Origin of the sequence: Siminovitchia sediminis (genome assembly GCF_042680885.1) — a bacterium.
Taxonomy (GTDB): Bacteria; Bacillota; Bacilli; order Bacillales; family Bacillaceae_C; genus Siminovitchia; species Siminovitchia sediminis.
On the sequence record NZ_JBHUEO010000031.1, the window covers coordinates 12,251 to 38,865 of the forward strand.

The window sequence follows — 26,615 nt, forward strand, 5'->3', positions numbered from 1 at the left end:
CGGCGGGCTTGTTATCACATCGGCTTATCCTACCTGTTTTTCTCTGAGCTGCGGCACTTCTGTCCATGTAACAGCCGGGAAAGCGCTCATGATCACGCACGTAAAAAGTTCAGAATTGATTCAGGAGAGACGTTTTAATGCTCTACGGGCAGGGTAGAGACTATGGGCAGCAGGGCCTAAACTGCTTCAGGTTGGATAGCAGGTGTGGCTATCATGGGTTTTGGCGAAGGCGGTGCCAAAACTGTTTCATGACGCGGAGCTTCCACCGGATCCTGTACATCTGTTTGGAATCTATGAATAGGTACATAACCCCCGGTAAACAAGTTTCCGTTATATGCAAAATCAGGCGAAGTTTTATCCTGCGCCTGATTTGCTTTAGGCCCATGTTAGAGGGCCCTTCATTATTAATTTGCTTTTGTTAAGATTTTTGCATTTTAATAGGCAATTAGCCGTTCCACTTCTCATGAACTTCCCAGGGACCGGATAATTTCTTTGCCCTTCAATCGATGCAATGCGGTCATCCGGGGAATAAATCTCCCCCATTTACAGCCTTCTGTTGTTTCATCCTCAGTTCCTGTTCCATCTTGAGTCCTAATACTCCTCGGAGTCTGTTCCATCTTCATTTTCGGCATCTTCTTCAAGTTCTGTCTCGTCTGTACCGCCTGATGCATCTTCTGTTTGATCTTGCTGTTCTGTTGATTCTTCAGTTGCAGGGTCCTGTGGCTCCTCTTCGGCACTGCACCCAAACAATAGGCCGGTGGAAAGTATCGCAGTAGACACACCCAAAGTTAACTTCTTCATATCCATATCCCAACCACCTCACTTTAGTGTTCTCCACAAATATAATTCATTTTCATTAATTCCAAATAAAGGGAATGTTAATTTTTTGAAAAATTTACTCATCCTGTTATTCATTTACTTATTAGCGTGAATGAATAGAATGTATATGATTCTGCATGATTTAGCAGACTGTTTCTCCTTTGGCGTTCTTGCTCTTTAGTTATAAAAAGGAGCTGTCCTGTAGGAGGATAGACGCTCTTTGAAATTTTTGGCACTTAATATAAAACAGATTCTTCCGGATTCATCCAAAGAAGTCGGCATGCATGAGCGTGAAGTGTTCTCTTTACTAAAATAATAGAACGCCTTGGCTCCTGTTTCCCCTTGATCAGCATCTCCCCAATCAATTTGCCGCTGTCCCTCTGCCTTAATGATTATGTACGGGATGGTAATAGACATGCTCTGGAAAGTCTGTAACAATTCCATCCACATTCAATTGAAATAAGTGGTCCGCCTGTTCCTGGGTTCTGGATGTATATGGAAACATCATCATACCCGCTTTATGAACCCGGTCAACCAATTCAGGCGTCACAATGGTCATATTGGGATTGAAATAATCTGCATAGGATGCGAATTCCGCTAACTGTTCGTCTGTAACTTTTGCCCAGCCGCGTCCGGCCAGTACACCATGGGGTACCTGCGGCAACAGCTCTTTTGATTTTTTCATTGATTCATGGTTAAAGGACTGGATAATAATTTTTTGATGATTTGGTTGATGCATATTTCGTTCTTTCAATGCTTCGGCAACTTTTTCTTCTATTCCCGGGTAAAGCTCCGGTGCTTTAATCTCTATTAAAATACCAGTTTTACCACGAAATGCATCTAATACTTCAACAAAAGAAGGAACTTTCTCGCCGGCATAGTTGTCATGAAACCAGCTGCCGGCATCAAGTTGTCTCATTTCCTCAAAAGTCAACTCCCCTACATTCCCGGTTCCATCTGTTGTACGATCTACGGTGGTGTCATGAATAATGACAAGTTCCCCATCTTTTGTCATCTGTACATCCATTTCTATATAGTCTGCCTTCATTTCGAACCCTTTTTGGAAAGCTGCCATGGTGTTCTCCGGTGAATGTCCGGATGCTCCGCGATGTGCGATATTCATCATTTTTTGTTGCTGCTGCCTGGAAGTTTCGCTGCCCTCCATGGCAAGAGCAGGCTGGGTACCCATAGCTGCTCCTATCCCCACCAAAGCCAATAAAGAAAAAAGATGCTTCATACAACCACTCCTTTATCAATGTGTTAACTCTATTACCAAAGAGAGATATGAAGCGTATATGGATAGACGGTAAAAAGCTCATTAATAAACTGTAAAAAAATGGTATACATGCGGCTGGGAGGAATAGACTTTGGCATTAGTCACCTGTAATGACCACAGAACACCGGAAGGCATCCTTGAAGGAGTCCCATGGGGACTTCAAACAGGTTCGATCATCATCAAGCAGCAATGTCAGGATCCCATTGAGTATACCTTCAGGATACATTGGCTGAGAGAAGTAGCTTTTGATTACAACACAAGCAGATTAATTGTTCTCTGCATCCTACTCATGGAATTACGCGGGGAGTTCCTTTGGTTTCGACACCTCAGCCTGGCCGTCCAACTCGATGATCCTCCTGATCATAGACATCTCCGTTTTTAGAAATAGCACAGGATGAATCATTGCCTGCACCGATTTTCCCCACCCACGCCGGGCCACAGCCACTTTATTCTCCTCTTTTTTTAATTTTGTAAAGTATGTTACAGATTAAAATCAGAATGGACTATACAATGAAGACACTCTTACTTCATACATTCTGAATGCGGGGATGATCCTGTCTTTCTTGTTTGAAAATGTATTCCCTGCAGTTGTTCTGAAAACGATAAATCGTCCGAGATGATTTCTAACAGAAAGGAAGATTATATGTTAGCAACCCTGGAAAATACGAGAAGTGAGTTTCCTATCTTGCAAAGGAAAATCCAATTGTCCAGCTGTTCCCAAAGTGCCCTTCACAGGGACGTCAAGGGTGCGATCGCGCGCTATGTACAAACATGGGAAGAACAAGGAATGGACTGGGAAGGCTGGATGGCGGCCTGTGAACATGCCAGGAACCTTTTCGCCCGTATGATCCATGCTTCCCCGAGTGAAATAGCCATCGTTTCCAGTGTTTCTCACGGAGCTTCCAGTATTGCCGCAAGTATAGACAATCGAAGCAGAAAAAAAGTGCTGATTACAGAATTTGATTTCCCCACCATCGGGCATGTTTGGCTTTCACACAGAGACCGGTTTCACATCGATTTTATCAAGAGTGATGAGAACAATCCGCTGGAGGCGGATCATTATGAGCAAGCAGTGGATGAGCAAACGTTATTGGTCTCCACCTCCCATGTCTCCTTTTATAACGGAAACAAACAGGATATTAAGGCTGTGGCAGAGGCTGTCCACAGAAAAGGGGCTTATTTGTTTGTTGATGCGTATCAGTCGTTTGGACAAACTCCCATTAACGTGAAAGAAATGGGGATCGATATGCTTTGTACCGGCATGCAAAAGTATGGATTGGGGATCCCCGGGTTTGCCTATCTATATATAGACAAGAAAATCTCCCGGCAGCTGCAACCTCGGATCACAGGATGGTTTGGGCAGGAAAATCCATTTGCTTTTGATATCAAGAATCTTCAATACGGTGAACATACCAAACGATTTGATTCAGGAACGTTTCCCATGATCAATGGGTTTGCAGCAGAAGCCGCATTAAAGATATTGAGTCAGCTGGATATCAAGCAGGTTGAATCTTATTTGGAGACCTTGTCGCAGGTGGCGATAGACGCTGCAGAACATTACGGGTTGGTCCTAAAAAGCCCGAAGGATGTGAAAGCAAAAGGCTCGAACACGGCCATCTATGTTGAGAACGCCTCAGCAGTGGAGAAGCAATTACTGGAAAAAGGGATCATCGTATCTGCAAGAAACGATGTGATCCGGATTGCCCCGCATTATTACAATACGGAACAAGATGTTCGTACGGCCCTGAGTGAATTAGCAAAAATATGACAATAAGGGAGGATGGATCTGTATGGCTTTGACTGATTCCAAGGTTGAGAGCAAGCTTGAATTTTATGGAGGGGTGCCCGTTCTGCTGGTCCCTTTCGGGGTCATGTTTGTCGGGATTCTATGGCTGGGTGTGACAGGTGCTGCGCTTCCGGAAGCATTTTGGCCGATGGCTTTATTCGGTATTTTCATAGGATTATTACTGGCAAAGAATAAAAAGACCTATATCGAGGCATTGATTACCGGGATTACCTCAAGGATGCTTGCGATTATGCTGCTTGCTTGGTTCCTGGCGGGTATTATGGCTCAGCTTTTGCAGTCTACTGGACTCGTGGAAGGGATTGTGTGGGGGTTCCTTCAAACCGGAATGTCCATTGCCTGGTTCCCTTTACTTGCTTTTATTATTGCTGCGATTATGTCGATGGCCACAGGAACTTCCGTAGGTACACTTATTGCCGCAAGCCCGATTTTGTTTCCTGTCGGCTACACGCTGGGCGGAGATCCCGTTCTTATTATCGGGGCGATTATCGGAGGGGCGTACGTCGGAGATAACCTTGCTCCCATATCAGACACGACCATTGTTTCGGCGTATTCCCAAGGAACAGAAATCAGTAAAGTCGTTCGCAGCCGTTTAAAATATGCAGCGGCAGCCGGGGTGATTACGATTGGACTTTATATCATCTTTGCCCTGATTCAATCCGGAAGTTCGACGGTGACTCCTCCAGATGAAATCAACCCGCTGGGACTTATCATGCTTCTCGTGCCCATCATCCTTCTCTTCTTCATGATCAGAGGAAAAGACCTGGTAGAGAGCTTATTGTATTCGAATGCCATCGGGATCGTGCTGGGATTGGTATGCGGTTTAATTGGATTCAGCAATATTTTGAGCATTAACCGCGAAGAGTTTTCTGCAGGCGGAATTATTCTGGATGGTATTTTCGGCATGTCGGGGATTGCCATCTTTACCATTTTTATCATGGGGATGATTGGCACCTTGCAGGCCGGCGGATTTCTTGATTGGCTGATCGAGAAAGCAGAAAGCATCGCCACCACACCTAAACGTGCCGAGATCGTCATCGTTTTCTCCACTCTCCTTTTGAATGCGCTCACAACTGCTGGAACTCCTTCCATGGTTATGCTGGGAGACTTTGTCAGAAGGCTCGGGCATAAGTTTAAAATTCAGCCATGGAGACGCGGAAATCTGTTGGATGCCTGTTCTACCTCCATCATCGGGTTCTTGCCGTATAGCGTCGGTTTACTCATTCCTTTTGCGTTTGTTGGGGGCATGGTGGATATGGCCGCCCACCCCAATTTCAACCCCGTCGGCGTCGCTCCTTATGTATTTTATTGTATTGCCATGGTTCTTGTGATCGTCTTCGCTGCAGTCAGCGGCTGGGGATTGGAAACCATGAGTGAAGAAGAGTATGAAGCGGAATACAGAGACATTTATGGGGATCCCCAGGATACGATTCCTCCTATGACAAAAACGAATTAAGGGGGGAGTATATGCTCTATCTCAATTACCCTTCCATGGGAGTGCCTGATAGCGATTCACTTAAAAAAATATCGAGTTTTATCGAGAAACTTCCCGTAAATATTAAAGGAGCAGCAGAGGATTATGCGATAGAATTGGTTCAATGCGTAGAAGACGTCCGGGAGAAGATAGCCGAAATATATGGTGTATCTTCAAAAAATATTGCTTTTATCAATAATACAACGGAGGGGCTGGGGCTTATCGCCTCAGCAATAAAGTCCTCCGGGATCAAAACGAATGTCCTTGTGCCTGACATTGAATTTATCTCCAGTTCGCTCGTGTGGAGCGGTCACGCGAATCAGATTGATTTCGTGGTAACCAAAGATGGCAAGGTGGATCCAACTGGTATTTACCGGGAATTAACTAAGGGCGCCAACAACATTCTCTCCATGAGTTCCGTTCAGGAAGTGAGCGGCTACCGTTTTTCGTTTCAAGATCTATTGGGTGGATATCAGAAAAAAGAGAATGAATTTTGGATTATTGACGGAATTCAGGAAGCTGGGGTTTTATGGAGAGATATGAAGCAGGATCAAATAGATGCTTATATTGTTGGAGGACATAAATGGCTGAACAGCCCCTTTGGCTTGGGGTTTATGTACATGAGCGATCGACTGCTCCAAGTCATTGAGCCGCCCTTTAAAGGCTACTTCAACCTTGAGGAACCTGACGGGGGCTGGGTTGCCTATCTGGAATCACGGAATCATCAGCGTTCACAATTGCTGGACCAGCCATTACAAGATGGTGCCTGCGTCTTTGAACCAGGCGGGATGGTGAATGCTATCGGTGCGATGATGATTGGCGAAGCAATGGACAATTGGGAGAAATTCGGCATTTCCAATGCGGAGAATCATGTGCTGGAGCTGCGTGAGTTATTTCAACAACGGGTCCATCTGGGTAATGAATTCCGTCTGATGCCAAAAAACGAAAAAAATTGGTCCTCTATTCTTACGATCACCTCCCTATTAGGTGTGGAGTTTGAAAGGATTTTGGCAGAGAATCTTGCCAAAAGAGGTTTTAAGGTGAGCCTTAGATCCGTCGAATCGATCGGAGGGGTACGGTTCGGATTTCATTATACGACCACAAAAAAGGACGTCGAATATTTCGCAACAGAATTAAACAGCATCCTCGCCGGGATCAGGGAGATGGCTCTACCAAAGCACTGAGGAGGGCAGGCGGGAGTTTTTGATGTTCTATCGGCGTATAGGTACCAGGGCCCCCGTGATCGTAGATGACCTCCAGATCCATTTTTACGTACGTATAGATCACATCATCTTGATGGGCCTATCTTTGGGCTTACGCGGGTGAAAAACAAGAAAATATTATAGAAACAGGCAGACGCTTTGGCGCCTGCCTCTATAAGGGAATAGGTTTATCTTTGAAGATTTTTTGTTTGAAGAGTAAATAGGTAATTTCCTTTTCTGAGGGGCTAAGAGGTAAAATTCCGCAGTTTTCGTTCGTGCTGGGCGCTTTTCGTCGCCAAGTAATCTACAGTTTCCTGCGTTTCGGTAAGTTCCACCCTAAACCCGTCGAACTTTTTTTCAAGACGGTCGAAACGCTCTTCAAACTTGGCCTCCATCTTATCCATCCGGTTCTCTAACTTATCCATCCGACCTTCTAACTTATCCATCCGACCTTCCAACTTGTCCATGCGGCCTTCAATCCCATCAATTCGGCCATTTAGACGCGATTCTAAACCGTCAAGCTTTTGGTCCATATGCTCTGAATGCATGGCCAATGCTCTTAAAATTTCCTGAACCCCTGATTGCTCCATGTTCTCACCTCCTTAGGAATTAGGATCTTTATATCATACATATGTTCAACCAGTGTCTTCACCCTGGCATGTTAAACAGGCACTTATCAATAACAGGGTGGTTTCAGTGTTCCTCCGTGGTTATTTCTTTATCTCCTCCAGCTCTTCTCTGGAAAGACCCGTTACTTCAAAGATAAACTCTTCGTCTACACCTTTTTCCTGCATGCTTTTTGCTGCTTTTTGAAGTCCTTTTTTTATACCTTCCCTTTTTCCTTCACTAATACCTTCCTTCCAACCTTTCTTTTCCCAGGAGGTCATAAGTTCCATCAGTTTTTCCTCCTCTTTTGGGTTTGTCATACGGATTTACTCCATCAAGGTTTGCTCTTCTTTATTGGTAAGTTCCAAATAGGTTTCAAAAAAGCTGGGCAACAACTGCATTTTTGCCGGGTCGAGCTGAAGGCGAAGAAACATGCGCAAAAACTCTTTTTTGACTTGTATTTTCTCATTATCAGTATACCCCTATGTGCTTAATCATGCTGCAGCAATTGGGTTGTCCTGCAGTATGTATTGACGCCATGGAAGTTTTTCAATTCGATCACAATATAATGGAAGGCACCCACTTTTTTAAATGGAAAATGAATAGAAAATTCCTCGGGCTCTGTTTTGTTTCCCTCATAGGTGAACAGCGCAATCGGCAGGATGGACAAGCGGTGTTTTTCGTAGAGGCGATTGTGATAGATGAACATTCGTTCATTGAAGTTTTGCTGGTATGATGATTACGTCTCCATATGGCTCAGCATCAAGGACTCCTCTCCACGTATCCTTGTTTTAACCAATAGATCAACGACCCTTTTTTCTCCCTCCACTAAATCAAAAATATGGTCGTTGTGAAGTCGATGGCTTCGGCTGCTTCGGGGAAAAAGCATCACAAATTCTTCGAAGAATGCTTCAAGCAACATCTTGAACATTCGTTCATGGCGAATCAAATTCATTCCTCCTTCACAATTAGAACATATGTTCCTTTTATATAATAACCGTAAGATTCCGTCAATATGTTTTGTGTCAAGCAGCTTTCTAGCTGCTTTTATACCAAAACTGCCTCCCCCTTTAACTGCGCCTCCATACGGTTAAGCCAGCGGATCCTGTCTTTGATCACGGGAGGTTTGGGGTGGTAATAATAAGGATGCTTTTCGTGTTTGATTCCATAGAGTTTGCGCTCACCAAGTATCCTTAAAGCCTGTTGGGCTAATCTCTGTATGCGGGCGTCGGTTCCCCAGCCTGCAATGATCGGGATCTCGTGATCAATGTGTTCCAGGAGCTCCGCTTCTCTTTCTTTCGTAAAAATAGAATGACGATCGCCTTCCAAAGATTGGAAATTATCCATCCGATTAAAGAACTTCTTGAGGTTTCCTTCGCAAATATCAGAAAGGTTAATGACATCCAATCGGTTGTACCCCATCCGATCCATCAGCCGCATCAGCTGGTGCTGGGTCTGGTTGTCTTTCGCCCGTATCAACCCGCCTTTTTCCTGACAGGAATCTTGAGCTGACGGATTCCAGCTTCCCGGATTGATCATGATGACCGTACAGTCCGGTTTCTCCGCCTGTATCTCTTTCCTGACGATTTGCACATGAGACCGCATGTTCATGATTTGTCCATTCAAATCATATTTATAAAACTTACCGTAGACTTCAAAGGATTGCCTCAACACCTCTGCCGGAATAAATGCCACGGGCCTCCTCTCCTTTCTGTAAAAAGTTTGATGTTCAGCGGTTTTGGGCTGCTTGAACAATCCTTGGCGACCTCTCCGGATCCACCCTCCACCCCTTCCACTTTCTCTCAGGGGCAAAAATTCTGTAGACCCATTTGTCCATGTCTACAAAATGGAGCCCGGAGCCGAATTAACGGGCTGCCGGGCTTAATTTACATCTATTAAAAAACAGCTTTCTAAAACGGCACCTCATGCGCATCCGCGTAAATATACCCGATTACATCCACTTCATATTCACTGTATGTCGGATCGAGCGTATTTCCGTCCCAGCGATGGCCGAAAACTTCTTCCACCAACAGGTCCATTCCGCCCTCGGCATACTCCTCCAGCCTTTTTCTTGCCTTTAGTTTAAATTCGCTTGTTTCAAAGGCTTCAATGTTTCTGCCAAGTTCCGGGTCACTTAAAATGATAGAGTAGGCTGCTGTTTTCTGCTGGGAGTTCAGGTAGTTCGTACGGAACTCCCGGCCGCGCCCTTCACGTGGAGTCTTCCGGTTGTTTTTAAACCCGATGCTGGCACAGAGCAGGAACAGGTCCTGGTATTTGATGTCGAGCTTGTTGTTGAAATAAATATAAATTTCTTCGTATTTCTTGCTTGTATATAAAAGCGCTTGGTCCATTAAGAAGTCCATAGTTTACCCCCTCGTTGCCATTGCTTCGTTGATTTCCATCGGCACGATCTCTGAATGGCCTTTGGTGATTTGTTCAAGCTTGTACCACTTTCCAAGTTTTCCGGTTTTCTTGAAGCGCATTTCTTCGGTTCTGGACAGCTCAGTATCCGTCAGCAGCAGAATCCATTGCGACGTCAAGTTCGGAATATTGTCGATTAAGTGGTCCCGGTTGTTTCCGCTGATCCGGCCGAACGGCGTATCCATAAAGAGCGGGAAGTTGATGTCTTCGGAACCTCCGGATGCCAGCTTGGCAAGGGCGGTGATAAAGGATAAAGCGACGACTTGCCTCTGCCCCTGGGAAATATCCTGCGTAATGTTGATTTGATCCCAGCCGATAATATCAATCTCGTATTTTTCATTTATATCAATCCGATTGATCAAGTCTTTGTCCTTGCGGTCAATCAGCTCTTTAAAAATAGCGGTTGCTTCAGCAGTGAGCCGGTGTCTCATCTCATCGCTGTATTCCGTAAAGACAATCTCCAGATGAGATTTTAAATCCTCGATGTATTGAAGCACCTTGGAGTCGATAAGCAGGCTTTCGTTGGCTCTCATCAGGCGGCTGAATTCTTTCTCCAGCGCTTCTTTTTGCTTTTCCTTTTCCCTGATTTGGTGCTTGAGGCCTTCGATTTCCACACCCAGGCTTTGCAGCATCTGCTCCTTGTTTTTCAACGTGGATTCCAAATGCTTTAAGTTCTCCTGCTCTTGTGCTTTGCCGATCATGTCTTCGTTATAGCGCTGGAGCTGCTTGTTCAGCTCTTCCACATTGTTTTTAATTTCACGGTATTCCGCCAAGTTTTTGTTAATCGTTTCAATAACTTCTTCTTCCGCGATGGTGGCATCATGAATATTGGATGTGATCATGGAAATGAGCGGTGTCAGCTCTGAACGCTTGTAATTGCTCTTTAAGTGTTCAATATGCTGCAGATATTCGGGATGCTCGGTCAAGTCGCTGTTACAGCAGGCACACCGATGCTCCCTCAAGGATTTTTCAATCACTTCCAGCGGAATCAGGTCTTGTTGATCGACTAAAATTTGATCAAGGTAATTTTTCACGGAAACATAAGAATCCTTCATGATCAGGTGATAGCCATGGCGGACAAGCTGGCCTTTGATTTCTTCTTTCTTGGAGCTTGCCAGTCTTTTCTCCAGGTTGCGCTTTTCTTTCTCATTGTCGTACTTTTCCTGAATTTTGCGCACTTCTTCGTTTTCTGCCAGCTTATCTTTAATATCTTCAATTTCTTTCTCACAGGAATCTTTGTTGTTTTCCTTTAACACAATCATTTCTTCCATGTTGCTGATGTCTGTGGTCAATGCTTCAATTTCATTTTGCTTGCGGTTCAAGTCCAGGTTCTGGGAATTTTGCAGCACACGCTTCTTCTCGGCATTATGCAGCTTTTGCAGCAGCTTAATGGACTTGTCAATTTTGTCTATTTGCAGCAGCTTGACGATCCCGGTTTTAACTTCCTGCTTGACTTTCGCATCGGTCTTGGCGAGCGTCTCAATTTTTTCCGCATCAAACAGGAAGAAATCTTTAATATTTTCATGAAGCATGTTGTTAACCACCTGGTTAATCTCTTCCTGATCGGTGATCGGCTTTGCACTGTAGTTGCCCTGTTCGTCAATCAGGTGCATTTCCGCTCCCTGAATTCGTTCTTCCACTGTTCCGTTGGCCTTGAATCCGACGATCGTCCGTTTCAGTTCATAGGTTTTTCCGCCTGATTCAAACACGATCGTGACGTGTCCTTCAACAGGCATGTTCAGATGTTCATCAAGCGCCAGGAAATTGACAAGGTGGATGTCGTCCTTCTCGTTATCCTGCTGGATGTGCCTGGCGCCATATAGGGCAAACATCAAGGCACGGAATATTCCTGTTTTTCCTTTTCCGTTTTCACCAAAGACGATCGTGATGTTTTCTTCCCCATGGGCAAATTCAATCGTCTGTTCTCCGTAAAATTGCCTGAAGTTGTTCATCGAGATCTTTAACAGTTTCATTCTTCGATGTCCTCCAATACCAGTTCCCTGATTTCCTGTCTCATCAACTCTTCAATTTGGGCATTGGAACGCCTGCCGAGCTCGACTTCTCTGAGGAGAAGTTTGGCAAGATAAGCCAGGTCTTCTGGGAATTCCTCAATTTTTTGATCCAAATTGCTGTTTGTTTTCATTCTGCAGCCTCCATTTTCTGAAACTCGCGATAGACCTCCCATGGAAGTTTGTCCATCAAATATTCAAGCGAATAAAATTTCAGTTCATTTCCAACGATTTCTCTTGCATTAAAGTTGTTTATCGCAAATCTGGAAAATTCAGCAAACCTCGGAAGTTCTTTGGATGCAATCGATTGGTACATGGGATCGGATGCGCCTGCCGGCAGCACGATAAAATCATAAATGACCGCCAGGTTTTTCCCCGGATGCTTTCTTAAAATCCGGCCCCTGCGCTGGACAAATTCACGCGGATTGGACGTGCTCGCCAAAAAATAGGCAGCTTTCGTACTCGGAACGTCCACTCCTTCATCCAAGCATTTAATGGCCACCAATATTTGAATAGAGCCCATATCAAAGGCATCCAAGATTTTCATCCGCTCCTCCAGCGGAACGTTGGAGTCAAAGCGGTGGACCCGGTATCCTATGCCCGCCAGCCTGGAAGTAATGATATCCACCTCGCCGGGCGCACAGTAGACCAAAGTATGCGATACTTCTTCACGTGTTTTTTTCTCAAACATGGAAAAAAGCAGCTCTTTCTTGCTTTCTGCCTTGCTGATAATCAGGCTTCTCTTCCGGTTCACTTCGCTGATTTCATCCCTGTTTCCTTTTTCATCTCCGTACAGGTAAATCAGCCTTCTTGTCAGTTTTTCATATCGCTCGATTTCCTCATCTGTCAACCCTGTTATTAAAGGATTATAAATATATTCCGTCAGCGCACCGTTGGCAATCGCGCTTTTCATATCATACTCATACACCGGCGGACCGAAAAAGTCTTCAATATACTGGGAGCCTTCTTCATCCCACCAGCGTTCCGGCGTGGCGGACAGCCCAATTTTGGCCTCCATGCCGCCGAGTAAATTATCCCTCAGGCTTTTCACGCCAAAATAGTGGCATTCATCCGCAATCAGAAAATCCTTCCCCCTTAATTTTGACATCATTTGGTTGAATTCAGGGGAAGCTGCTGTTTTATAGGTGGTAATCGCCACATGGTCTTTAATGAGTCCAAGATTATAATCCCTCACATCCCCCTGCAGCTTGTTCACCCAGGAGCTTTTGCTGCCAAAACAATAGGTGATGCTCCGGTAGCCCATGTCTTGACAGTTTTTCGCCCACTGGTCGGCCAAATGGGTAAAAGGAACAAGAATGACCAGGAAGATTCTTCCTTTCTCCTTGTAAAATTCCTTGGAAATGAGCAGGCTAGTGATCGTTTTTCCCGTACCTGTCGCCATTTCCAAAATGCCGTGCCAGTTGTTATTTTTCACCGCATCAATGGCTTCCTGCTGATACGGGCGGGGCTTAATACCTTTCAATCCAGACGATGGTATGCCGGTCACCTCCCGTTTATAGCCGACAATTTTTTCTTTAATGATATCCGGAATCGGAATGACGGTCAGTCCGTTTGTCGCGTCATTCCACAGGTTTTCAAAGTCATGAACCATATCCTCAATCCGCTCTTGTTCGGTGTCTCTCCAAAACACATCGATTTTTTCAAAGTTGTCACGGATACCGCCGAGTGTTTCATTCGCCGAACCCGAAAATGCAATTTGCTTTCCTTCTTCGTCATAGAAGATACCAAACTTTTCGTGATAGAGGCTGTTGTTATTTGTAAAAGCAATTTTCAGCTCCAGCTTCTCTGTGTAAATCAGCCACGCCAGTACGTTCAGCGCATCGTTCCGGATAGAATCTTCACTGACTTCCAGTTCTCTGAGAATGGACTGGACGATCACATCGTGCTTCGCCTTGTAGCCGAGACGGACCGCTTCGACATCTTCTTTTGTTAAATGAGGGTTGGCGATCATTCTGATTCTTCCTTCCCTCTCCAGGAACACTTCCAGTCCTTTGGCAATTACCGACAAACTGCCGCTCGTGAAATACCCGACTGCCCGGTCATACCGGATGGCGTGCGCCAGGCATTTTTCGTAAAAATCGCGATGGATCTGGTCATGGTCCGAACGATATTTATATTTTATATCCAACTCTCGAAATGACATATTTATCCCTGCCTTACGGAGACAATTCCGATCTCATTGACACTCACCAATGAGCCTGTTTTCAGCTCATGCGGCAAGATTTTTTCATGATCATAGGCCTGCTCCGCCAGCAGTCCTTTTTTCATCAGAAAATCATAGACAAACACTTCGTGCATGTTCCCATCAAATTCATTCGTCAATATCCAATGAACGAGCTCTTCAAATGTTTGAATCTCTGAATCTTCCTTCACTAGGATCGCCTTATCATACCGATAGTCGCGGTTGACTTTGTGAATTTGCCTGTAGCCATTTCTCACAAGCAGGCTTTTCATCAGGTAAGGATTCCAGCGATAATCGATCACCGGAAGTTTTCTTCTGTATCCTTTTACATTCTCCAGACAAATATAGGCGGTTCCTTCCATTTGTTCCCCGATAAAATCCTTCAATTGCCGAATGACGTCTTCTTCGATCTTCAGCTCCGCTGCCGGGTACAGCGTGTCATAGTCAATTTCCAGCAGCTGGCCGCTCTCCATCAGGCTGGCGAGAAGCCCGGCAGCCATGACATATGAGTAGCCATGTTTCATGGCAAACTCTCTGATTTCCTGGCGCGATGATTCTTGCTTAAACTCATCCAATATCACCTGGTCAAAGGTGGTATACGGACTGTCCGCTTTATAGATAAAATTCGTATGGCCGCGAAGCTCAGGATCCAGCACCTTCATAATCCCGGCCAGTTTCGCATGGTCATCTATGCCTCTTTGGCTGATCAAAACCGACAAGGACGGATCAAACATCAATTCCTTATACAGCAGACCTGCAGTGGTATAGCCTTTTGGCATCGACTTCGCAAGCAGGGTACGGAGCCTGTTCTCTTCTTCTTCCGTCAAACCGATATGCTCATATAAAATAACCTGATTCTCTCCCCACGGAATCAGCCGGCTGGAACTGGAGATCGCCAAATCAATTTTGTATCTTTGCCATCTCAGAGTTTCTTCCAGGTGGTCTTTTGTGCAAAGGCCTCCGGCTCTTTCGATCACATCGATGATCGCTTCATGCAGGCTCATTTTTCCGCTTTCGTCTTTAAAGATATTGAGCGTGTTCCCTTGGCCGATGCTGTATTTTTCTCCCAGGAAATATTTAATAATGGAATACAGATGATGCTTATTGCAGATATCATAGGTTTCCAGCTGGGATTGAAAGGCTTGGAACACTTCTTCTACATTAATGACCGAGGTTTCTTCAAAACGCTTATCCAAATATTCCTCGACCTGATGGAGGATAGATGCGTCAAATGCTTCTCCGTCAAACCATTGAAACGTCAGCCGATCCACAAGGATCACATTTCTTGTACTCCTCAGCCTTGCATCGATGGAGCGGAGATTTCCATCGAACTCGTAATCCAAATGCTTTTCGGCAATCCGCTTGAGTTTTTCATAGCCTTCTTCATCCAGCCTCAGCGGTTCTTTTACATGCTTTCGGAAAATCTGCTCCAGCACATCTGTTGCTGCCAGCTTATATCTTGAGTACAGCGTGCCATACTGATGAAACAGGCTGTTTTTCAGCATCAAATGGATTTGCTCGGCTGTCGGATGTTCAAAACCGGCGGCCTCCAATCCCTCCATCAGCGTTTCTTCATGTTCGTGAAGATAGAAAACGTCCGGCAATTCATTGATTAACTCATACAGCTTGTCAATACCGGACTCCAGCTGAGGATCCCAGTAAAACACATCCAGCATCGGAAGATAGAATAAGAGACTGTCTTTATGTTTAAAGATGGGAACGAGAAAATCGTACCCGTCGCTGACGAGCATTTCCATCTCATGGGAAGACAAAAATTTCTTCTTCGGAAAAATCAGTTTGATCCCCTCTACAAACTGATTTTCCTTCAGGTGTGTAAATATTTTTCTAATCGTCTTTCCTTCAATCTGCCTGACTCTTTCCCGTGTCACACTTAAGATGCCGGCTGTCTCTTCCAAGGTCAGATTTTCAATAAATCTTGAGTTTAGGACGGTCGCTTCCCTGTCGGATAACTGGCTCCCGATGTTTTCCAGAATGTCTTTGGGATGCTGTTGTGCTTTTAATTTCACAGACAATGTTAACAGCGTATCACCTGGAATTTCCTCCACACCTTCAAACGGCTTTCCTTCTATTTCTCCGATCGTCAGGGTGCTGTCCCAATCGGACTCTATGTCATATACATCCAGAAGATCGGCAATGGCCGAGGTTTGAATATACGGAAATATACCGCCTGATTCAAAACAGGTAGGAAAGATATCTTCATATGTATTCTCATACTCTTTTAATTTTTGCTGTACATCATCAACTCGTTTTTTGCCGACTCCGGGAAATTGGGTGAACATCTCTATATGTGTATGTTCAATTTGGCCCACGGTCTCAATTTGGTGTTGGATACAAAAGTTACGGAATTTATTAAATTTATTTTCATTAAACAGCTCTGAAACACTATAGTCCAAAGCCAATGGATTGGCGATTTCTAAAACGGGGCCCGTTGGAATGTTTTCTTCTATTCCCTGTAGGTTTTGACCGATTTCCTCCAAGCGGTCCTTCACTGCCTGAACCTTCCCCACACCGACCTGTGGAAAGAAGCTGAACTCTTCTATGACAGCTGAAGTAATGTCATCAAGGACAGTAATTCCATTTTGCTTGCAGAACCTCCGAAACAGCCTGAATTTGTTTTCATGGAAAAGATCCTCAATGGCATATCGCCCATGTTCCGCACGTTCTTGGCTATTCTCGATTTCCGCTTGTTGTTCTGAACCATGCTTGATCATAAAACCGGCCTCCCTAAATATTTCCTCCAACTCTTCTACACGGATCCCGGCATTTAACCGCTGAAAGCCCTCAAGAGGAATTTTGTGAAAAAACAAATCCGTCTCCACTTGAAACCTTTCTATAAAACCAGGAATACCCAATAAGGCAAAATTAATCTTTCGGAAGCGCTGTTCATCTGCTTCTACAGCGATATAAGGAATAGGGGGCGGACTGTCTGCCGGCAAAATATTATTCGGCTTCTCAGTCTTAAACTGAAAACCTCTCAGCGACAATTCATCAACCATAAGAAAAAAAGCGTCCCGGTCGCTTTTATATAAATCACGCAAATAATGGATGGACAATTGATCGTGAAGGAGAGCATCCAGCTTTACACTATGTATCTCGCTTAGTTCCTGAATTGTTCGTGGCATTTCGATATAATCTTGCATCTTTCCACCTTCTAACGTCCTGCTTCTTTAAGCATAAGCTGTTAACTTAATAGTACCACAAGATGCAAAATCCATTATAGGTTCATGGAAATTGTCAAAATTTATCTATTCTTAGCGGGTGAAGGGGGATGGTGGACTGTTCTATATGTTTGCAAGCGTAACGCAACTTTTCTTGTTGTCAGCAATTAGATAACGAACAAAGCCCAGCAAAAAAGAGAGGAATGTACTTTTTCCTCTCTCGTAAAAATCGTATGAATCACTGACCATTTCTGAGTCTCCTTTTTTAGGGAGATAGGATGTGTACATGGCACAGGGACATATCCTCATTCTGCGGCGCTGTTAAAGGGCGGTAAAAATAGATCGTGATTATAAAGTGGATTTGATTTAATTTGTTTATCTTATGGCATTTAAGTTTCTCCTTTCCTACATACTTTCTACAGCCAGTGAAATTCCCTGTCCAACACCGATACACATGGTTGCCAATCCTCGGCGGGCCTCACGTCGTTTCATTATCGGGTTCGCCAAAAGCCGGAAAATCTTCTTGTGACCGCATTCGTAAGGTATTCACTTCATCAGGCAAAGTATCAACCATGGTTGCATACCAGGTTAACCTTGTCTTATCTACTGAAATCGGTTCTATTACTTGAATTTGATTTCCGATGATCAGCAAATTGGGGAAGATAGATAGATTCATTTGTGCTCCTACTGACCAATCCAAATATTTATCGGCCTCATCCTTAAAACGTTCCCTGATCATTTCCTCATAAGACTCGCGGCCAGGCTGGGGGCGCTGTTGTTTCCACATATCACCGACTTCCAAGTACATAGGACGCTGATCCAGGAACACATGGCCGTTTCCCAAATATTGAACGTACATGGGAGATCCATCCGGGTTTTTACCAAAATAAGTCATATCTTTATCCTCTTTCTCCTCATAACGCTCCCCGACCGCAAGTAAAGAACGATGTGAGAACGATACATGATAGCCGTCTCCCGCATTATCAAAAACAAACTTCCAGTTCCCGTTCAAAGTCATGCGATGAGCACTGTTTCTTACAACCAGATTTCCTCCATACCGGTCAATCCATTGATCCAGCAGATCCCGGGCATTCCCGAGATAATCTTCCAAACTAGGCGCATCCACTTCATTCAATGTTCCAAAAATGAATCCGCGATAGCTTTCGACCCTTGGAACCTGTTTCAAATTTAATTCGCTTTTATCAAAAGCTTTTCCATAACCCTGTCCCCATGGAACACCATTCAACTTCCCTTCATTGGAAAAGTTCCAACCATGATACGGACAGGCGAAATTCCTTGCGTTCCCTTTCTCAAGCCGGCAGATGGTTGCTCCACGGTGAGTACAGCGGTTGAATAGAGCCCGTAGCACTCCATTTTTGTCACGGGTCACTATGACCGGGCGGGGACCCAAATATGCAGTTTTAAAATCATTCACCTGTGGAATCTCACTTTCATGTGCTAAATAGACCCATGTATCACCAAAAACCTTTTTCATTTCCATTTCATATATTTCAGGATCCGTATAGACAGAACGGTGAACACGGTCTTCTTGTACCAAGTAATCCCAATCCTGCTTTTTCATGTTCTTCCCTCCACATCCATCCATGATTTTTCTATGTCTTTCTGATTTGTTTTCATATTATCACAGATTCAATGGATTAAATTGTTCATCTATTGTACAATTAAATTTATTGGGAATTTTCTACTAAATGGCCGTAAATAAAGGCAAGTCGCATCCTTTCCAGGAATGGCTTGCCAATACTCAGTTCATATTGTCAGTCGGAGCTATACCACAGACTCATTACCTACCACAATGGTTTAAGTTGACATTTTTCTGTAAATCAATCCGTAACTGTTATAGACTCGGATATAGCGAAAAGAACTGTGGTTGCTACTGCACTGGGAAATGCCATGGAATGGTTTGATTTCGGGATTTATTCTTATTTGGTTGCTATCATAGGGAAAGTGTTTTACTCGGGTGTAAGTGATTCTGCACAGTTGGTATTTAGTTTCGGAACATTTGCGGTTGCCTTCCTTGTTCGGCCAATTGGCGGGATGTTCTTTGGTATGTTAGGTGATCGATTAGGGCGAAAGAAGATATTAGCTGTCACATTAATTATGATGGCCGTTGCTACATTTAGTATAGGCCTAATTCCAAGTTATGCATCTATTGGGATAGCCGCTCCGATTCTATTGCTGTGTGCGAGATTGGTGCAGGGGTTTTCTACAGGCGGAGAATATGCTGGCGCAATGACTTTTATTGCTGAATCCACCTCAGATAAAAAACGCGGGTTTATGGCAAGTGGGTTGGAAGTGGGGACACTAGCCGGATATATTGCTGGGGCAGGGTTGGTTACAGCACTCACCTATGTTTTGGGAACAGAAACAATGTATGATTGGGGCTGGAGAGTGCCATTTCTGATTGCTGGTCCAATTGGAATAATAGGTTTGTATCTTCGGAACCATCTTGAGGAATCACCCGCCTTCGCAGCGATGGAAGGGAAACTGGAGGACATGGAAAGAAAGCCGCATGTCTCCATGAAAGAACTATTTCAATTTCATCGACGATCGCTGTTAATGTGTTTAGTCTTAGTTTTCTTTTATAATGTGATTGATTATACAGTCTTAACCTATATGCCATCACATTTAACGGCGGTTTTAGGATATGGAGAAACCAAAGGACTCCTGTTAATTTTGATTGTGATGTTTATTATGATTCCGATTGTATTAACCATAGGGTATTTAGGTGACCGAGTCGGGAATAAACGGATTATTCAAGTAAGTTTGATTGGCATTATTTTGTTGTCCGTTCCATCGTTTTTACTCATTGGAAGTAATAATAATTGGCTAGTATTCTTTGGTTTGTTGATTTTAGGGGCGCACTTAGCACATAAAAGGTACCATGACTTCACAATTGCCAGCTCTATTTTTTACAGAAGTCAGGTACCGAGGTTTGGCTGTTGCATACAATATTTCTGCATCGTTATTCGGGGGCACGGCCCCTTTACTGATTTCCTGGTTGATTAATATTACCGCGGTCCGGCTGATACCAGCATATTACTTAATATTCGCTTCTCTCATTGGAATTGTAGTTGTGACTTTTATTCTTGAAAAACACATCCGGAAAACCACTCCGTGGTTCTCCGCCCGCAGTTGCTGAAAAACATGAAATCAAAGATGTTATTGAGGATACGGATAATGTTCTATGGTGGGGCGAAGAAAAGCATAGGATTGAGAAGAAAATTGAGGAATCAGGTAAGGATAAATAAAGAACTGAAATACCAAACTTAGATTGCCAATTCATCCCTTCATGTTGCCGCATAGGAATATATGATTTCACTTTATTTGGTAATCACAGGCCATTATATTTTGTACAGATGTTAATAGGCCTATTGTCATTGATGAAAGCTCAATATTGCTGGAAATACATACTTTGTTATATTATTTCAAAAAAGGAGTTTTTGGATCTATAGGGGAATGAATCAATTTATGAATATTTGCACCCAAATTAAGAGATATGTGAATAAAATAGGCAATATCTACTAATATGGGAGGATGGATATGGCCTAATTTAGTTACAATTAATGGTTTGAAGGGTACAGTCAACCAGGGCTGTTGCTTTACATATAATGGCCCTTTAATTGAATAAAACGGCTGCGTTTTAAACAACATTATGTCACAAAGCACTTACCATTACTTTTTTAACTACCATTTCGCTTAAGCGAAAAAGAAAGGCTTAAGCCTTTAAGGTTTACAAGGAAAAGTCGTTCAGCACATCGTCAATCATATCATCCGATATGTGATCCACATTCCGGACATCACGCAAAGGCAGAATGTCACTGATGCGAAGCCCGCTATTCATGCCAAAGACAAACGGGAAGTAATCCCGGTACGATTGATGCAAAAGATATTCTTTCATGTTTTTAATATCCTCTTTACTGCGGATTGGTTCAACAGCATTTTGCCCTTGTTTTTATCATTCTTGTTTTCCTCCAGAGATAGCTGGAATACCTTTTGTCGATAAAAAGTGATTTTTTGTATAAAAGGATTTTTGACGAAAGCCTTACCTTTGTTACAAATTCGTTTCATAATAATAACAAAAGGAGGGCTAACTTTGATGCCAATAGAGCTTGTTTGCTATGAACTTAAACGCTTAATGATTGATGTGAGAACCCTATTATAAAGGCACAAATACATTCTGATATGAAGCCTCTAAGTAAAGTTTTATTTCTTAGTGACCTGAAAAACCCAAAATAATTTGTTCCTTCAGCCCATACTATCTCATTTCTGAAACATCATTTCCCTGTTGCTGCAAAAACTCTAAAATTTCTTTTACATGTTCAACTTCATCTTCAATTTTAATTTCTATGTCCTTCACGTATGGATTCCCTATTTCTGTATAGGGATTGCGTTCCCCCTTCTCTAATTCAGGATAATGCGCTTTTAATGCTGTTAATCTAAAGCCGGATAAAAAGGTTTTCATTTTTAATCTCCTGTCATGATTTAACGATCACAATTTGATCGTTAAAATTTATTAACTGTTACTCAACATTTGTGCGTTCCAATCGGTCCCGGAATATTACATGCTGCAGCTGCTTCATTTAAAATCTGCCACGCTTGCCCCCGGCCAATCGGACGATCCCCTTTTCTTGACGGAAATAAATAATTGGAATCAGCCATCGATCAGGTGTATTTTTCGATATCGTTTTTTAAGATAGCAGACATTTTGATGCGCCTAGCTTTACGGGCTTTTTTTCTTTCAATCGTATGTGTTCCACATTACGGGCCTCCACCAATGAAAAAGAAGAAGGTCACTGATGCGAAGCCCACTGTAATGCCAAAGACAAACAAATAATGGCTGAGGGGAGGAACACTAAGAACTTGCTGAGGGAAAGACTTCCTCCCTTCCCAATTAGTGGATGCTAAGATGGACATGTACTTTTTACCGGGAGAAAAATACGGATAGTCGTTCCTTCCTTAAGCTTGCTGTCAATCTCCAAGTCTCCGCCATGATCTTTGATAATGCGGTAGGAGATCATCAATCCCAATCCCGTTCCTTTTTCTTTTGTGGTGAAAAACGGCTCACCCAATCTTTTGATTCGTTCTTCGGGAATGCCCATTCCATGATCCTGGATTTTTATGGCAACCTTACCCCCCTTATATTTTCAGCTAAAACATGGACCTTACCGCCATCCGGCATAGATTCCACTGCATTTTTAAGGATATTAATCAAAACCTGTTTTAATTGATTGGCTTCCCCTTCTATATAAGGGTCGGTTAGATTGATGTCGGTCTGAATGTCTACCTGATGAAGTAGGGCTTTAGATTGCAATGATTTCAAATCAATCCTTTCCCGCTTCAAGGGCTGAGGTTTGGCGAGGATCAATAAATCGCTTTTTAAATTTCTTCAATTCTCTTCAATTCATCCAAAACGACTTCCAGATAGCGGTTCTTTCCCTCCTGGCTTAACAACTGCGTGAACCCTTTGAACGCGGTCAAGGGGTTTCTGATTTCATGGGCGAACCAGCTGCAAGCTGGCCAACAACGGATAACTTTTCTGTCCGGGCCATCGTTTCTTCCGCTTTCTTATGCTCCGTTAACTAAAATAAGACTTGATCTTTAATTTGTCATCGCATTTGATCCATAATCCATTTTCCGACAGAGACTATTTTATTCTCACTGTACATATTGCCTACGATCTGCAGACCTATTGGTAAACCATCCATATCAATTCCTAGTGGAACACTTAAAGCAGGCAAACCAGTAACGTTAAAAGGCCCTGTAAAACGGGATAAAGCAGTTAAAATATCTTCTTCATAATTTCCCCAAGTTACCTTTTCAGCAGTAAGCTTTGGAGCTGTTATTGGAAGAGTAGGAGTAAGAAGGATATCAACGCTATTAAATATTTGTTGAAAATCTCTATTTAATCTTTGCCGGATAATCAATGATTCCTCATATTTGCTTCTTGTAATCGTTAATCCATGTTTAAAATACTCGTAATTTCCTTCTTCATATTTTCCTTTATGATCTTCCAATTGAAATTTATGGAGAAAAGCTCCTTCTGCCCCAATAATATCTTCTTGTGCCATCAACGCTTGTTCTACGTTTGGGATATTTATATATTTTACTCTCGCACCCTGACTTATAAATATATTAATAACTTCTCTAATTTTCTTTTCTACCATTTCATCCACCATTTCGAAGAAATAGTTTTCAGGAACCCCGATTGTCAATTGACTAATATCCATGGGTGGATCTAAGTTGGTTGATGTTTCTTTTGAGCCCACAAGAAGGGACCGTAATAATATGGATACGTCATTACAATCCTTGGCTAAGATACCTACATGATCTAAAGACCATGATAAAGGGGTCACACCTTCTGTAGGGATCAGATTGTAGGTTGGTTTTAATCCAACAATGCCACAACAAGCAGCCGGAATACGAACAGAGCCGGATGTATCAGTTCCAATTGCACCATAAGATAAATTCAAGGCTACGGAAACCGCACTTCCCCCACTTGAGCCGCCGGCAGTATGGTTATTATTTATTGGATTTTTTATTATTCCATAATGCCTGTTCATACCTATTACGTGATTCGCGTATTCGTCTAGATTTGTTTTACCAACGATAATAGCACCTTCATGGCGCAGTTGTTTTACTAAAAAAGCATCGTTATGCGCCATATTGTTTTTATCTATGATGGAACCATTCGTACAAAATAAACTTTTTACTGAAATATTATCTTTCAAAGCCAACGGGATGCCATGTAAGGGTCCTCTGTAGTTACCACTCAAAATTTCTTTCTCAGCATTTTTTGCTTCTTCTAATGCAATTTTGCTACTTACACTGATGAAAGCGTTATTTTCTCCGTTCTTCTCTTCAATTTTTTTAATATTTTGGTTGTTAATTCAACAGGTGAAACTACTTTTTTTCTAATCAAAGATGCGACTTGTACAAGGCTTAATTCATGCATATTTTTCTCAATTCCTCCTCTTTACAGTTCCATTATCCTACAAAATAAATCATTGCTGTGGGCCCTCCCTTACAAAGCTAAATCCAATCCAATGTAATTCATGCAATCCTTTGCAGAAAATCAAACAGTATTACACAATAAAGCCAAGTCCCAGGAAAATAACGAAAGAAATCAATAGCCCTGCTAAGGCATATGGAAGTGACACTCTGATTTGCGCCATATTACTTACCTGGGTAGATGCACTTGTTAATGTTACAGCATCACCAAAGAAACATACATGACTACCAAACACCCCACCGGACACCATTGCACCAAGCACTAAAGATAGGTTAACATCACTTATTTGTGCAAGTGGAAGAATAATTGGCAGAACAATTCCCATTGTTCCCCAATAATTGCCGGTAGTAAACCCTAAAAAGGCTACAACTAATAACGTTATACCTGGTAATAATATAGGTGTAATGATCGGTTTTACTGAGTGAATAACAAATTCAATCGTTCCCAGATTCTCATTCACCCTGACCAGTAAGAATATGGCTACAATAAGTATGATCAATTCCACCATATCTTGGATTCCTTTAATGCTTGTCTCAAATAATTCCGAGTAAGTCATCGTGCCATTAAAACGGTATAGTATGAAGCATGTGGCGATTGCAATGATAACACCGATAATCAGATCCATATCAAAAATGACGGTTCCCGCTACTAAGGTAATGATAGGCAGGATAAAGTTGATCAATCTTGGCTTTTTTGTATTCGCTTCATCCTTTTTCAGTTCTTCATTGAAATCATTAGCAGCAACATTGCTTCCATCAGGGAACACATTTCCTCCTTCAGCTCGTCTCATTGCCTCTTTTACATACCTTGTCTTTGGCACTTTATTAAAAATAAATAAAAGAAGAATGATTAACGTCACCATAGGATAAATCATAAAAGGTATACTTGATACATAAGAAGTAAACCCATTGCCCCCCAGTAGTTCACTTGCCCCATAAAGTCCCATTAAAAATACAGCCCAGCTGGAAAATGGGACGAGTACAGACACCGGTGTACCAACAGAGTTCGTGACATATGCCAGGACCTCCCTCGGCACTTTGAACTTATCCGTCAAGTTCCGCATCGTCCCACCTATCAGTAACGCGTTCATATATTCATCCATGAATATGATGATTCCAAAGATATAGGTGGCGAACAAACTATTTTCTCTGCTTTTTACATACTTTATGGCTAATTCGCGAAAAGCTGTACCCGAATTTGAATTCCCGAACATAGCGATCAATACCCCGAACAAGGCTGGTATGACCATTGTCCAAACAACATCCGGGTCACTCATGGTTGCCAATAAATCGCCTACCCAGTTGGGAAAAAATGAAAACCCATAAAGCAAAACAGCCCCGACAATCGTACCTAAAATCAATGGTTCAATAACCCTTTTTGTAATCAAGGCAAAAATGACTACAACTGCTATAGGCAACAAAGATAATATGCCAAATGTTTCATCCATCACATTGTACCTCCTAACATTAGCTATACTTCTCCTGAATCCTCTTTTATTCAAAAGGTTCAATGACGCTGATTGTCAATCATAACGCTTTCACTTCTGGATAGACAGTGATAATAATCGTTTGAAACCCTTGCTATCCACTCCTCCCGGTTCTGTGTTTATTCACCCGAGCCTTTTTCATGCTGCCGCCTCTTTTTCAGAGCGATGAGTGTGATCATTTCATACATAACGGACGAAGCAAGTACTGCGGTAATTTCATTTGCATCATATGTCGGCAAAACTTCGACCAAGTCAAAGCCAACAACATCTAAGCCGTCCAATCCGCGTACATATTCCAGTGCTTCATAACTTGTCGGCCCGCCCACTTCCGGGGTACCTGTACCCGGAGCATACGCTGGGTCTACGAAATCGATGTCATACGTAACAAATACCGGCCGGTCTTGTACCCGCTCATGAATTTTTTTCATCACCGGGTCTAATCCGATTTGACGGACTTCTTTCATGGGGATGACTTCAAATCCGAGTTCACGTGCGTCGTCAATATCACCGGGACCATACAGCGGTCCCCTCATGCCCACCTGGATGGAATGTTCCATATCAAGCAGGCCTTCTTCAGCAGCCCGCCTAAAAGGTGTGCCGTGCATATATTTTTCTCCGTAATAATGATCCCATGTGTCGCCATGCGAATCAAAATGAACAAGCGCGATCTTCCCGTATCTTTTATGGAAAGCACGGAGGTTACCCAGGGTAATTGAATGGTCTCCGCCCATGATTATAGGGATGACGTTTTTCTCGAGCAGCGGAGTCAATCCTTCGATCATGCTGTCGTATGTCCGGAGGACATTTCCCGGTATTACATTAATATCGCCATAATCGACACCAGAGCAGTATTCAAAAATATCGATGCACATGTCAGGGTTATACGGACGAAGCAAGACAGAGAAATCACGAATGTGCTGAGGGCCGAAACGCTGCCCTGTACGGTTGGATGCGGCCGTGTCGAACGGTACACCAATAACAGCGAAATCTATGTCATCCGTGGTCCTTACCTGCTCCAGTCTCATAAAAGTCCGGTTGCCGACAAAGCGTGGGGATTGAGATGAGTCTTTTGGTCTGTACATATCTATGTCCTCCTTTTTAACTAA

The 26,615-nt window shown here is 43.1% G+C and carries 24 protein-coding genes and 2 pseudogenes; 6 read left to right on the forward strand and 20 right to left on the reverse strand.

The window, feature by feature from the left end:
- Window positions 1–591 precede the first annotated feature (591 nt).
- Window positions 592–807: a hypothetical protein gene (locus ACFSCZ_RS11475; RefSeq protein ID WP_380774073.1), complete on the reverse strand. Its 216-nt coding sequence runs from the start codon at window positions 805–807 to the stop codon at window positions 592–594.
- Between the two features lie 397 nt (window positions 808–1,204).
- A complete protein-coding gene (locus tag ACFSCZ_RS11480; RefSeq protein ID WP_380774074.1) occupies window positions 1,205–2,056 on the reverse strand; it encodes a glycerophosphodiester phosphodiesterase in 852 nt (283 codons plus the stop codon).
- A gap of 130 nt (window positions 2,057–2,186) precedes the next feature.
- Between ACFSCZ_RS11480 and ACFSCZ_RS11485 the strand changes: the two genes are divergently transcribed.
- The 4 genes from ACFSCZ_RS11485 to ACFSCZ_RS11500 all read left to right on the forward strand — a co-directional run bounded on the left by ACFSCZ_RS11485 (window position 2,187) and on the right by ACFSCZ_RS11500 (window position 6,557).
- Entirely contained in the window at window positions 2,187–2,477 is a 291-nt protein-coding gene (locus ACFSCZ_RS11485; protein WP_380774075.1) for a hypothetical protein, read from the forward strand.
- A gap of 261 nt (window positions 2,478–2,738) precedes the next feature.
- Entirely contained in the window at window positions 2,739–3,863 is a 1,125-nt protein-coding gene (locus tag ACFSCZ_RS11490; RefSeq protein WP_380774076.1) for an aminotransferase class V-fold PLP-dependent enzyme, read from the forward strand.
- Window positions 3,864–3,885: 22 nt separating this feature from the next.
- Complete coding sequence (locus ACFSCZ_RS11495) at window positions 3,886–5,355, forward strand: Na+/H+ antiporter NhaC family protein (RefSeq protein WP_380774077.1); 1,470 nt, start codon at window positions 3,886–3,888, stop codon at window positions 5,353–5,355.
- Window positions 5,356–5,366: 11 nt separating this feature from the next.
- On the forward strand, window positions 5,367–6,557 hold the full coding sequence (locus ACFSCZ_RS11500; protein ID WP_380774078.1) for an aminotransferase class V-fold PLP-dependent enzyme: 1,191 nt from the start codon (window positions 5,367–5,369) through the stop codon (window positions 6,555–6,557).
- 263 nt (window positions 6,558–6,820) lie between these two features.
- Here the strand turns inward: ACFSCZ_RS11500 and ACFSCZ_RS11505 are convergent, their stop codons facing one another.
- Window positions 6,821–7,165, reverse strand: coding sequence for a hypothetical protein (locus ACFSCZ_RS11505; protein WP_380774079.1), 345 nt, complete (start codon window positions 7,163–7,165; stop codon window positions 6,821–6,823).
- 120 nt (window positions 7,166–7,285) lie between these two features.
- Window positions 7,286–7,471, reverse strand: coding sequence for an RpnC/YadD family protein (locus ACFSCZ_RS11510; protein ID WP_380774080.1), 186 nt, complete (start codon window positions 7,469–7,471; stop codon window positions 7,286–7,288).
- 194 nt (window positions 7,472–7,665) lie between these two features.
- Between ACFSCZ_RS11510 and ACFSCZ_RS11515 the strand changes: the two genes are divergently transcribed.
- Window positions 7,666–7,917: a hypothetical protein gene (locus tag ACFSCZ_RS11515; RefSeq protein ID WP_380774081.1), complete on the forward strand. Its 252-nt coding sequence runs from the start codon at window positions 7,666–7,668 to the stop codon at window positions 7,915–7,917.
- 3 nt (window positions 7,918–7,920) lie between these two features.
- Here the strand turns inward: ACFSCZ_RS11515 and ACFSCZ_RS20165 are convergent, their stop codons facing one another.
- The 8 genes from ACFSCZ_RS20165 to ACFSCZ_RS11555 all read right to left on the reverse strand — a co-directional run bounded on the left by ACFSCZ_RS20165 (window position 7,921) and on the right by ACFSCZ_RS11555 (window position 18,575).
- Window positions 7,921–8,130, reverse strand: a complete 210-nt coding sequence (locus tag ACFSCZ_RS20165) for a hypothetical protein (RefSeq protein ID WP_465270188.1) — start codon at window positions 8,128–8,130, stop codon at window positions 7,921–7,923.
- Window positions 8,131–8,228: 98 nt separating this feature from the next.
- Complete coding sequence (locus ACFSCZ_RS11525) at window positions 8,229–8,876, reverse strand: DUF1643 domain-containing protein (protein WP_380774082.1); 648 nt, start codon at window positions 8,874–8,876, stop codon at window positions 8,229–8,231.
- A gap of 215 nt (window positions 8,877–9,091) precedes the next feature.
- Window positions 9,092–9,544 (reverse strand): hypothetical protein, encoded by a 453-nt coding sequence (locus ACFSCZ_RS11530; RefSeq protein WP_380774083.1) that lies wholly within the window; start codon window positions 9,542–9,544, stop codon window positions 9,092–9,094.
- A gap of 3 nt (window positions 9,545–9,547) precedes the next feature.
- A complete protein-coding gene (locus ACFSCZ_RS11535; protein ID WP_380774084.1) occupies window positions 9,548–11,575 on the reverse strand; it encodes an AAA family ATPase in 2,028 nt (675 codons plus the stop codon).
- Window positions 11,572–11,745, reverse strand: coding sequence for a hypothetical protein (locus tag ACFSCZ_RS11540; protein ID WP_380774085.1), 174 nt, complete (start codon window positions 11,743–11,745; stop codon window positions 11,572–11,574). Before ACFSCZ_RS11540 ends, ACFSCZ_RS11535 begins: the two co-directional genes overlap by 4 nt.
- Entirely contained in the window at window positions 11,742–13,775 is a 2,034-nt protein-coding gene (locus ACFSCZ_RS11545; protein WP_380774086.1) for a DEAD/DEAH box helicase family protein, read from the reverse strand. The genes ACFSCZ_RS11540 and ACFSCZ_RS11545 overlap by 4 nt, the downstream gene beginning before the upstream one ends.
- A 2-nt stretch (window positions 13,776–13,777) precedes the next feature.
- On the reverse strand, window positions 13,778–16,975 hold the full coding sequence (locus ACFSCZ_RS11550) for a sigma factor-like helix-turn-helix DNA-binding protein (RefSeq protein WP_380774087.1): 3,198 nt from the start codon (window positions 16,973–16,975) through the stop codon (window positions 13,778–13,780).
- Between the two features lie 496 nt (window positions 16,976–17,471).
- The gene (locus tag ACFSCZ_RS11555) at window positions 17,472–18,575 is read right to left on the reverse strand and encodes an aromatic ring-hydroxylating oxygenase subunit alpha (protein ID WP_380774088.1); all 1,104 of its coding nucleotides are present in this window, start codon (window positions 18,573–18,575) and stop codon (window positions 17,472–17,474) included.
- A gap of 275 nt (window positions 18,576–18,850) precedes the next feature.
- Between ACFSCZ_RS11555 and ACFSCZ_RS11560 the strand changes: the two are divergent.
- A pseudogene (locus ACFSCZ_RS11560) lies at window positions 18,851–20,262 on the forward strand (MFS transporter).
- A 527-nt stretch (window positions 20,263–20,789) separates the two neighbouring features.
- On the opposite strand, the pseudogene ACFSCZ_RS11565 reads toward ACFSCZ_RS11560, so the two are convergent.
- The 8 genes and pseudogenes from ACFSCZ_RS11565 to speB all read right to left on the reverse strand — a co-directional run.
- Window positions 20,790–20,912 (reverse strand): annotated as a pseudogene (locus ACFSCZ_RS11565) (site-specific integrase); the annotation flags it as partial.
- Between the two features lie 357 nt (window positions 20,913–21,269).
- Entirely contained in the window at window positions 21,270–21,476 is a 207-nt protein-coding gene (locus ACFSCZ_RS11570) for a hypothetical protein (protein ID WP_380774089.1), read from the reverse strand.
- Between the two features lie 439 nt (window positions 21,477–21,915).
- Window positions 21,916–22,113, reverse strand: coding sequence for an ATP-binding protein (locus ACFSCZ_RS11575; RefSeq protein ID WP_380774090.1), 198 nt, complete (start codon window positions 22,111–22,113; stop codon window positions 21,916–21,918).
- A gap of 17 nt (window positions 22,114–22,130) precedes the next feature.
- Complete coding sequence (locus tag ACFSCZ_RS11580) at window positions 22,131–22,334, reverse strand: hypothetical protein (RefSeq protein ID WP_380774091.1); 204 nt, start codon at window positions 22,332–22,334, stop codon at window positions 22,131–22,133.
- A 56-nt stretch (window positions 22,335–22,390) separates the two neighbouring features.
- On the reverse strand, window positions 22,391–22,492 hold the full coding sequence (locus ACFSCZ_RS11585) for a hypothetical protein (protein WP_380774092.1): 102 nt from the start codon (window positions 22,490–22,492) through the stop codon (window positions 22,391–22,393).
- Between the two features lie 128 nt (window positions 22,493–22,620).
- A complete protein-coding gene (locus ACFSCZ_RS11590) occupies window positions 22,621–23,901 on the reverse strand; it encodes an amidase (RefSeq protein WP_380774105.1) in 1,281 nt (426 codons plus the stop codon).
- 195 nt (window positions 23,902–24,096) lie between these two features.
- Window positions 24,097–25,470 (reverse strand): Na+/H+ antiporter NhaC family protein, encoded by a 1,374-nt coding sequence (locus ACFSCZ_RS11595; protein WP_380774093.1) that lies wholly within the window; start codon window positions 25,468–25,470, stop codon window positions 24,097–24,099.
- A gap of 158 nt (window positions 25,471–25,628) precedes the next feature.
- Complete coding sequence (gene speB / locus ACFSCZ_RS11600; RefSeq protein ID WP_380774094.1) at window positions 25,629–26,591, reverse strand: agmatinase; 963 nt, start codon at window positions 26,589–26,591, stop codon at window positions 25,629–25,631.
- Window positions 26,592–26,615 lie beyond the last annotated feature (24 nt).

Excerpts from the sequence above, each read along its gene's own strand:
- ACFSCZ_RS11550 (WP_380774087.1), bottom strand. The coding sequence starts at position 16,975 with ATGCAAGATTATATCGAAATGCCACGAACAATTCAGGAACTAAGCGAG.
- ACFSCZ_RS11570 (WP_380774089.1), bottom strand. The coding sequence starts at position 21,476 with ATGAAAACCTTTTTATCCGGCTTTAGATTAACAGCATTAAAAGCGCAT.
- ACFSCZ_RS11555 (WP_380774088.1), bottom strand. The coding sequence starts at position 18,575 with ATGAAAAAGCAGGATTGGGATTACTTGGTACAAGAAGACCGTGTTCAC.
- ACFSCZ_RS11475 (WP_380774073.1), bottom strand. The coding sequence starts at position 807 with ATGGATATGAAGAAGTTAACTTTGGGTGTGTCTACTGCGATACTTTCC.
- ACFSCZ_RS11595 (WP_380774093.1), bottom strand. The coding sequence starts at position 25,470 with ATGGATGAAACATTTGGCATATTATCTTTGTTGCCTATAGCAGTTGTA.
- speB (WP_380774094.1), bottom strand. The coding sequence starts at position 26,591 with ATGTACAGACCAAAAGACTCATCTCAATCCCCACGCTTTGTCGGCAAC.
- ACFSCZ_RS11540 (WP_380774085.1), bottom strand. The coding sequence starts at position 11,745 with ATGAAAACAAACAGCAATTTGGATCAAAAAATTGAGGAATTCCCAGAA.
- ACFSCZ_RS11500 (WP_380774078.1), top strand. The coding sequence starts at position 5,367 with ATGCTCTATCTCAATTACCCTTCCATGGGAGTGCCTGATAGCGATTCA.
- ACFSCZ_RS11535 (WP_380774084.1), bottom strand. The coding sequence starts at position 11,575 with ATGAAACTGTTAAAGATCTCGATGAACAACTTCAGGCAATTTTACGGA.
- ACFSCZ_RS11530 (WP_380774083.1), bottom strand. The coding sequence starts at position 9,544 with ATGGACTTCTTAATGGACCAAGCGCTTTTATATACAAGCAAGAAATAC.
- ACFSCZ_RS11495 (WP_380774077.1), top strand. The coding sequence starts at position 3,886 with ATGGCTTTGACTGATTCCAAGGTTGAGAGCAAGCTTGAATTTTATGGA.
- ACFSCZ_RS11515 (WP_380774081.1), top strand. The coding sequence starts at position 7,666 with ATGTGCTTAATCATGCTGCAGCAATTGGGTTGTCCTGCAGTATGTATT.
- ACFSCZ_RS11490 (WP_380774076.1), top strand. The coding sequence starts at position 2,739 with ATGTTAGCAACCCTGGAAAATACGAGAAGTGAGTTTCCTATCTTGCAA.
- ACFSCZ_RS11510 (WP_380774080.1), bottom strand. The coding sequence starts at position 7,471 with ATGGAACTTATGACCTCCTGGGAAAAGAAAGGTTGGAAGGAAGGTATT.
- ACFSCZ_RS11480 (WP_380774074.1), bottom strand. The coding sequence starts at position 2,056 with ATGAAGCATCTTTTTTCTTTATTGGCTTTGGTGGGGATAGGAGCAGCT.
- ACFSCZ_RS11575 (WP_380774090.1), bottom strand. The coding sequence starts at position 22,113 with ATGGGCATTCCCGAAGAACGAATCAAAAGATTGGGTGAGCCGTTTTTC.
- ACFSCZ_RS11505 (WP_380774079.1), bottom strand. The coding sequence starts at position 7,165 with ATGGAGCAATCAGGGGTTCAGGAAATTTTAAGAGCATTGGCCATGCAT.
- ACFSCZ_RS11545 (WP_380774086.1), bottom strand. The coding sequence starts at position 13,775 with ATGTCATTTCGAGAGTTGGATATAAAATATAAATATCGTTCGGACCAT.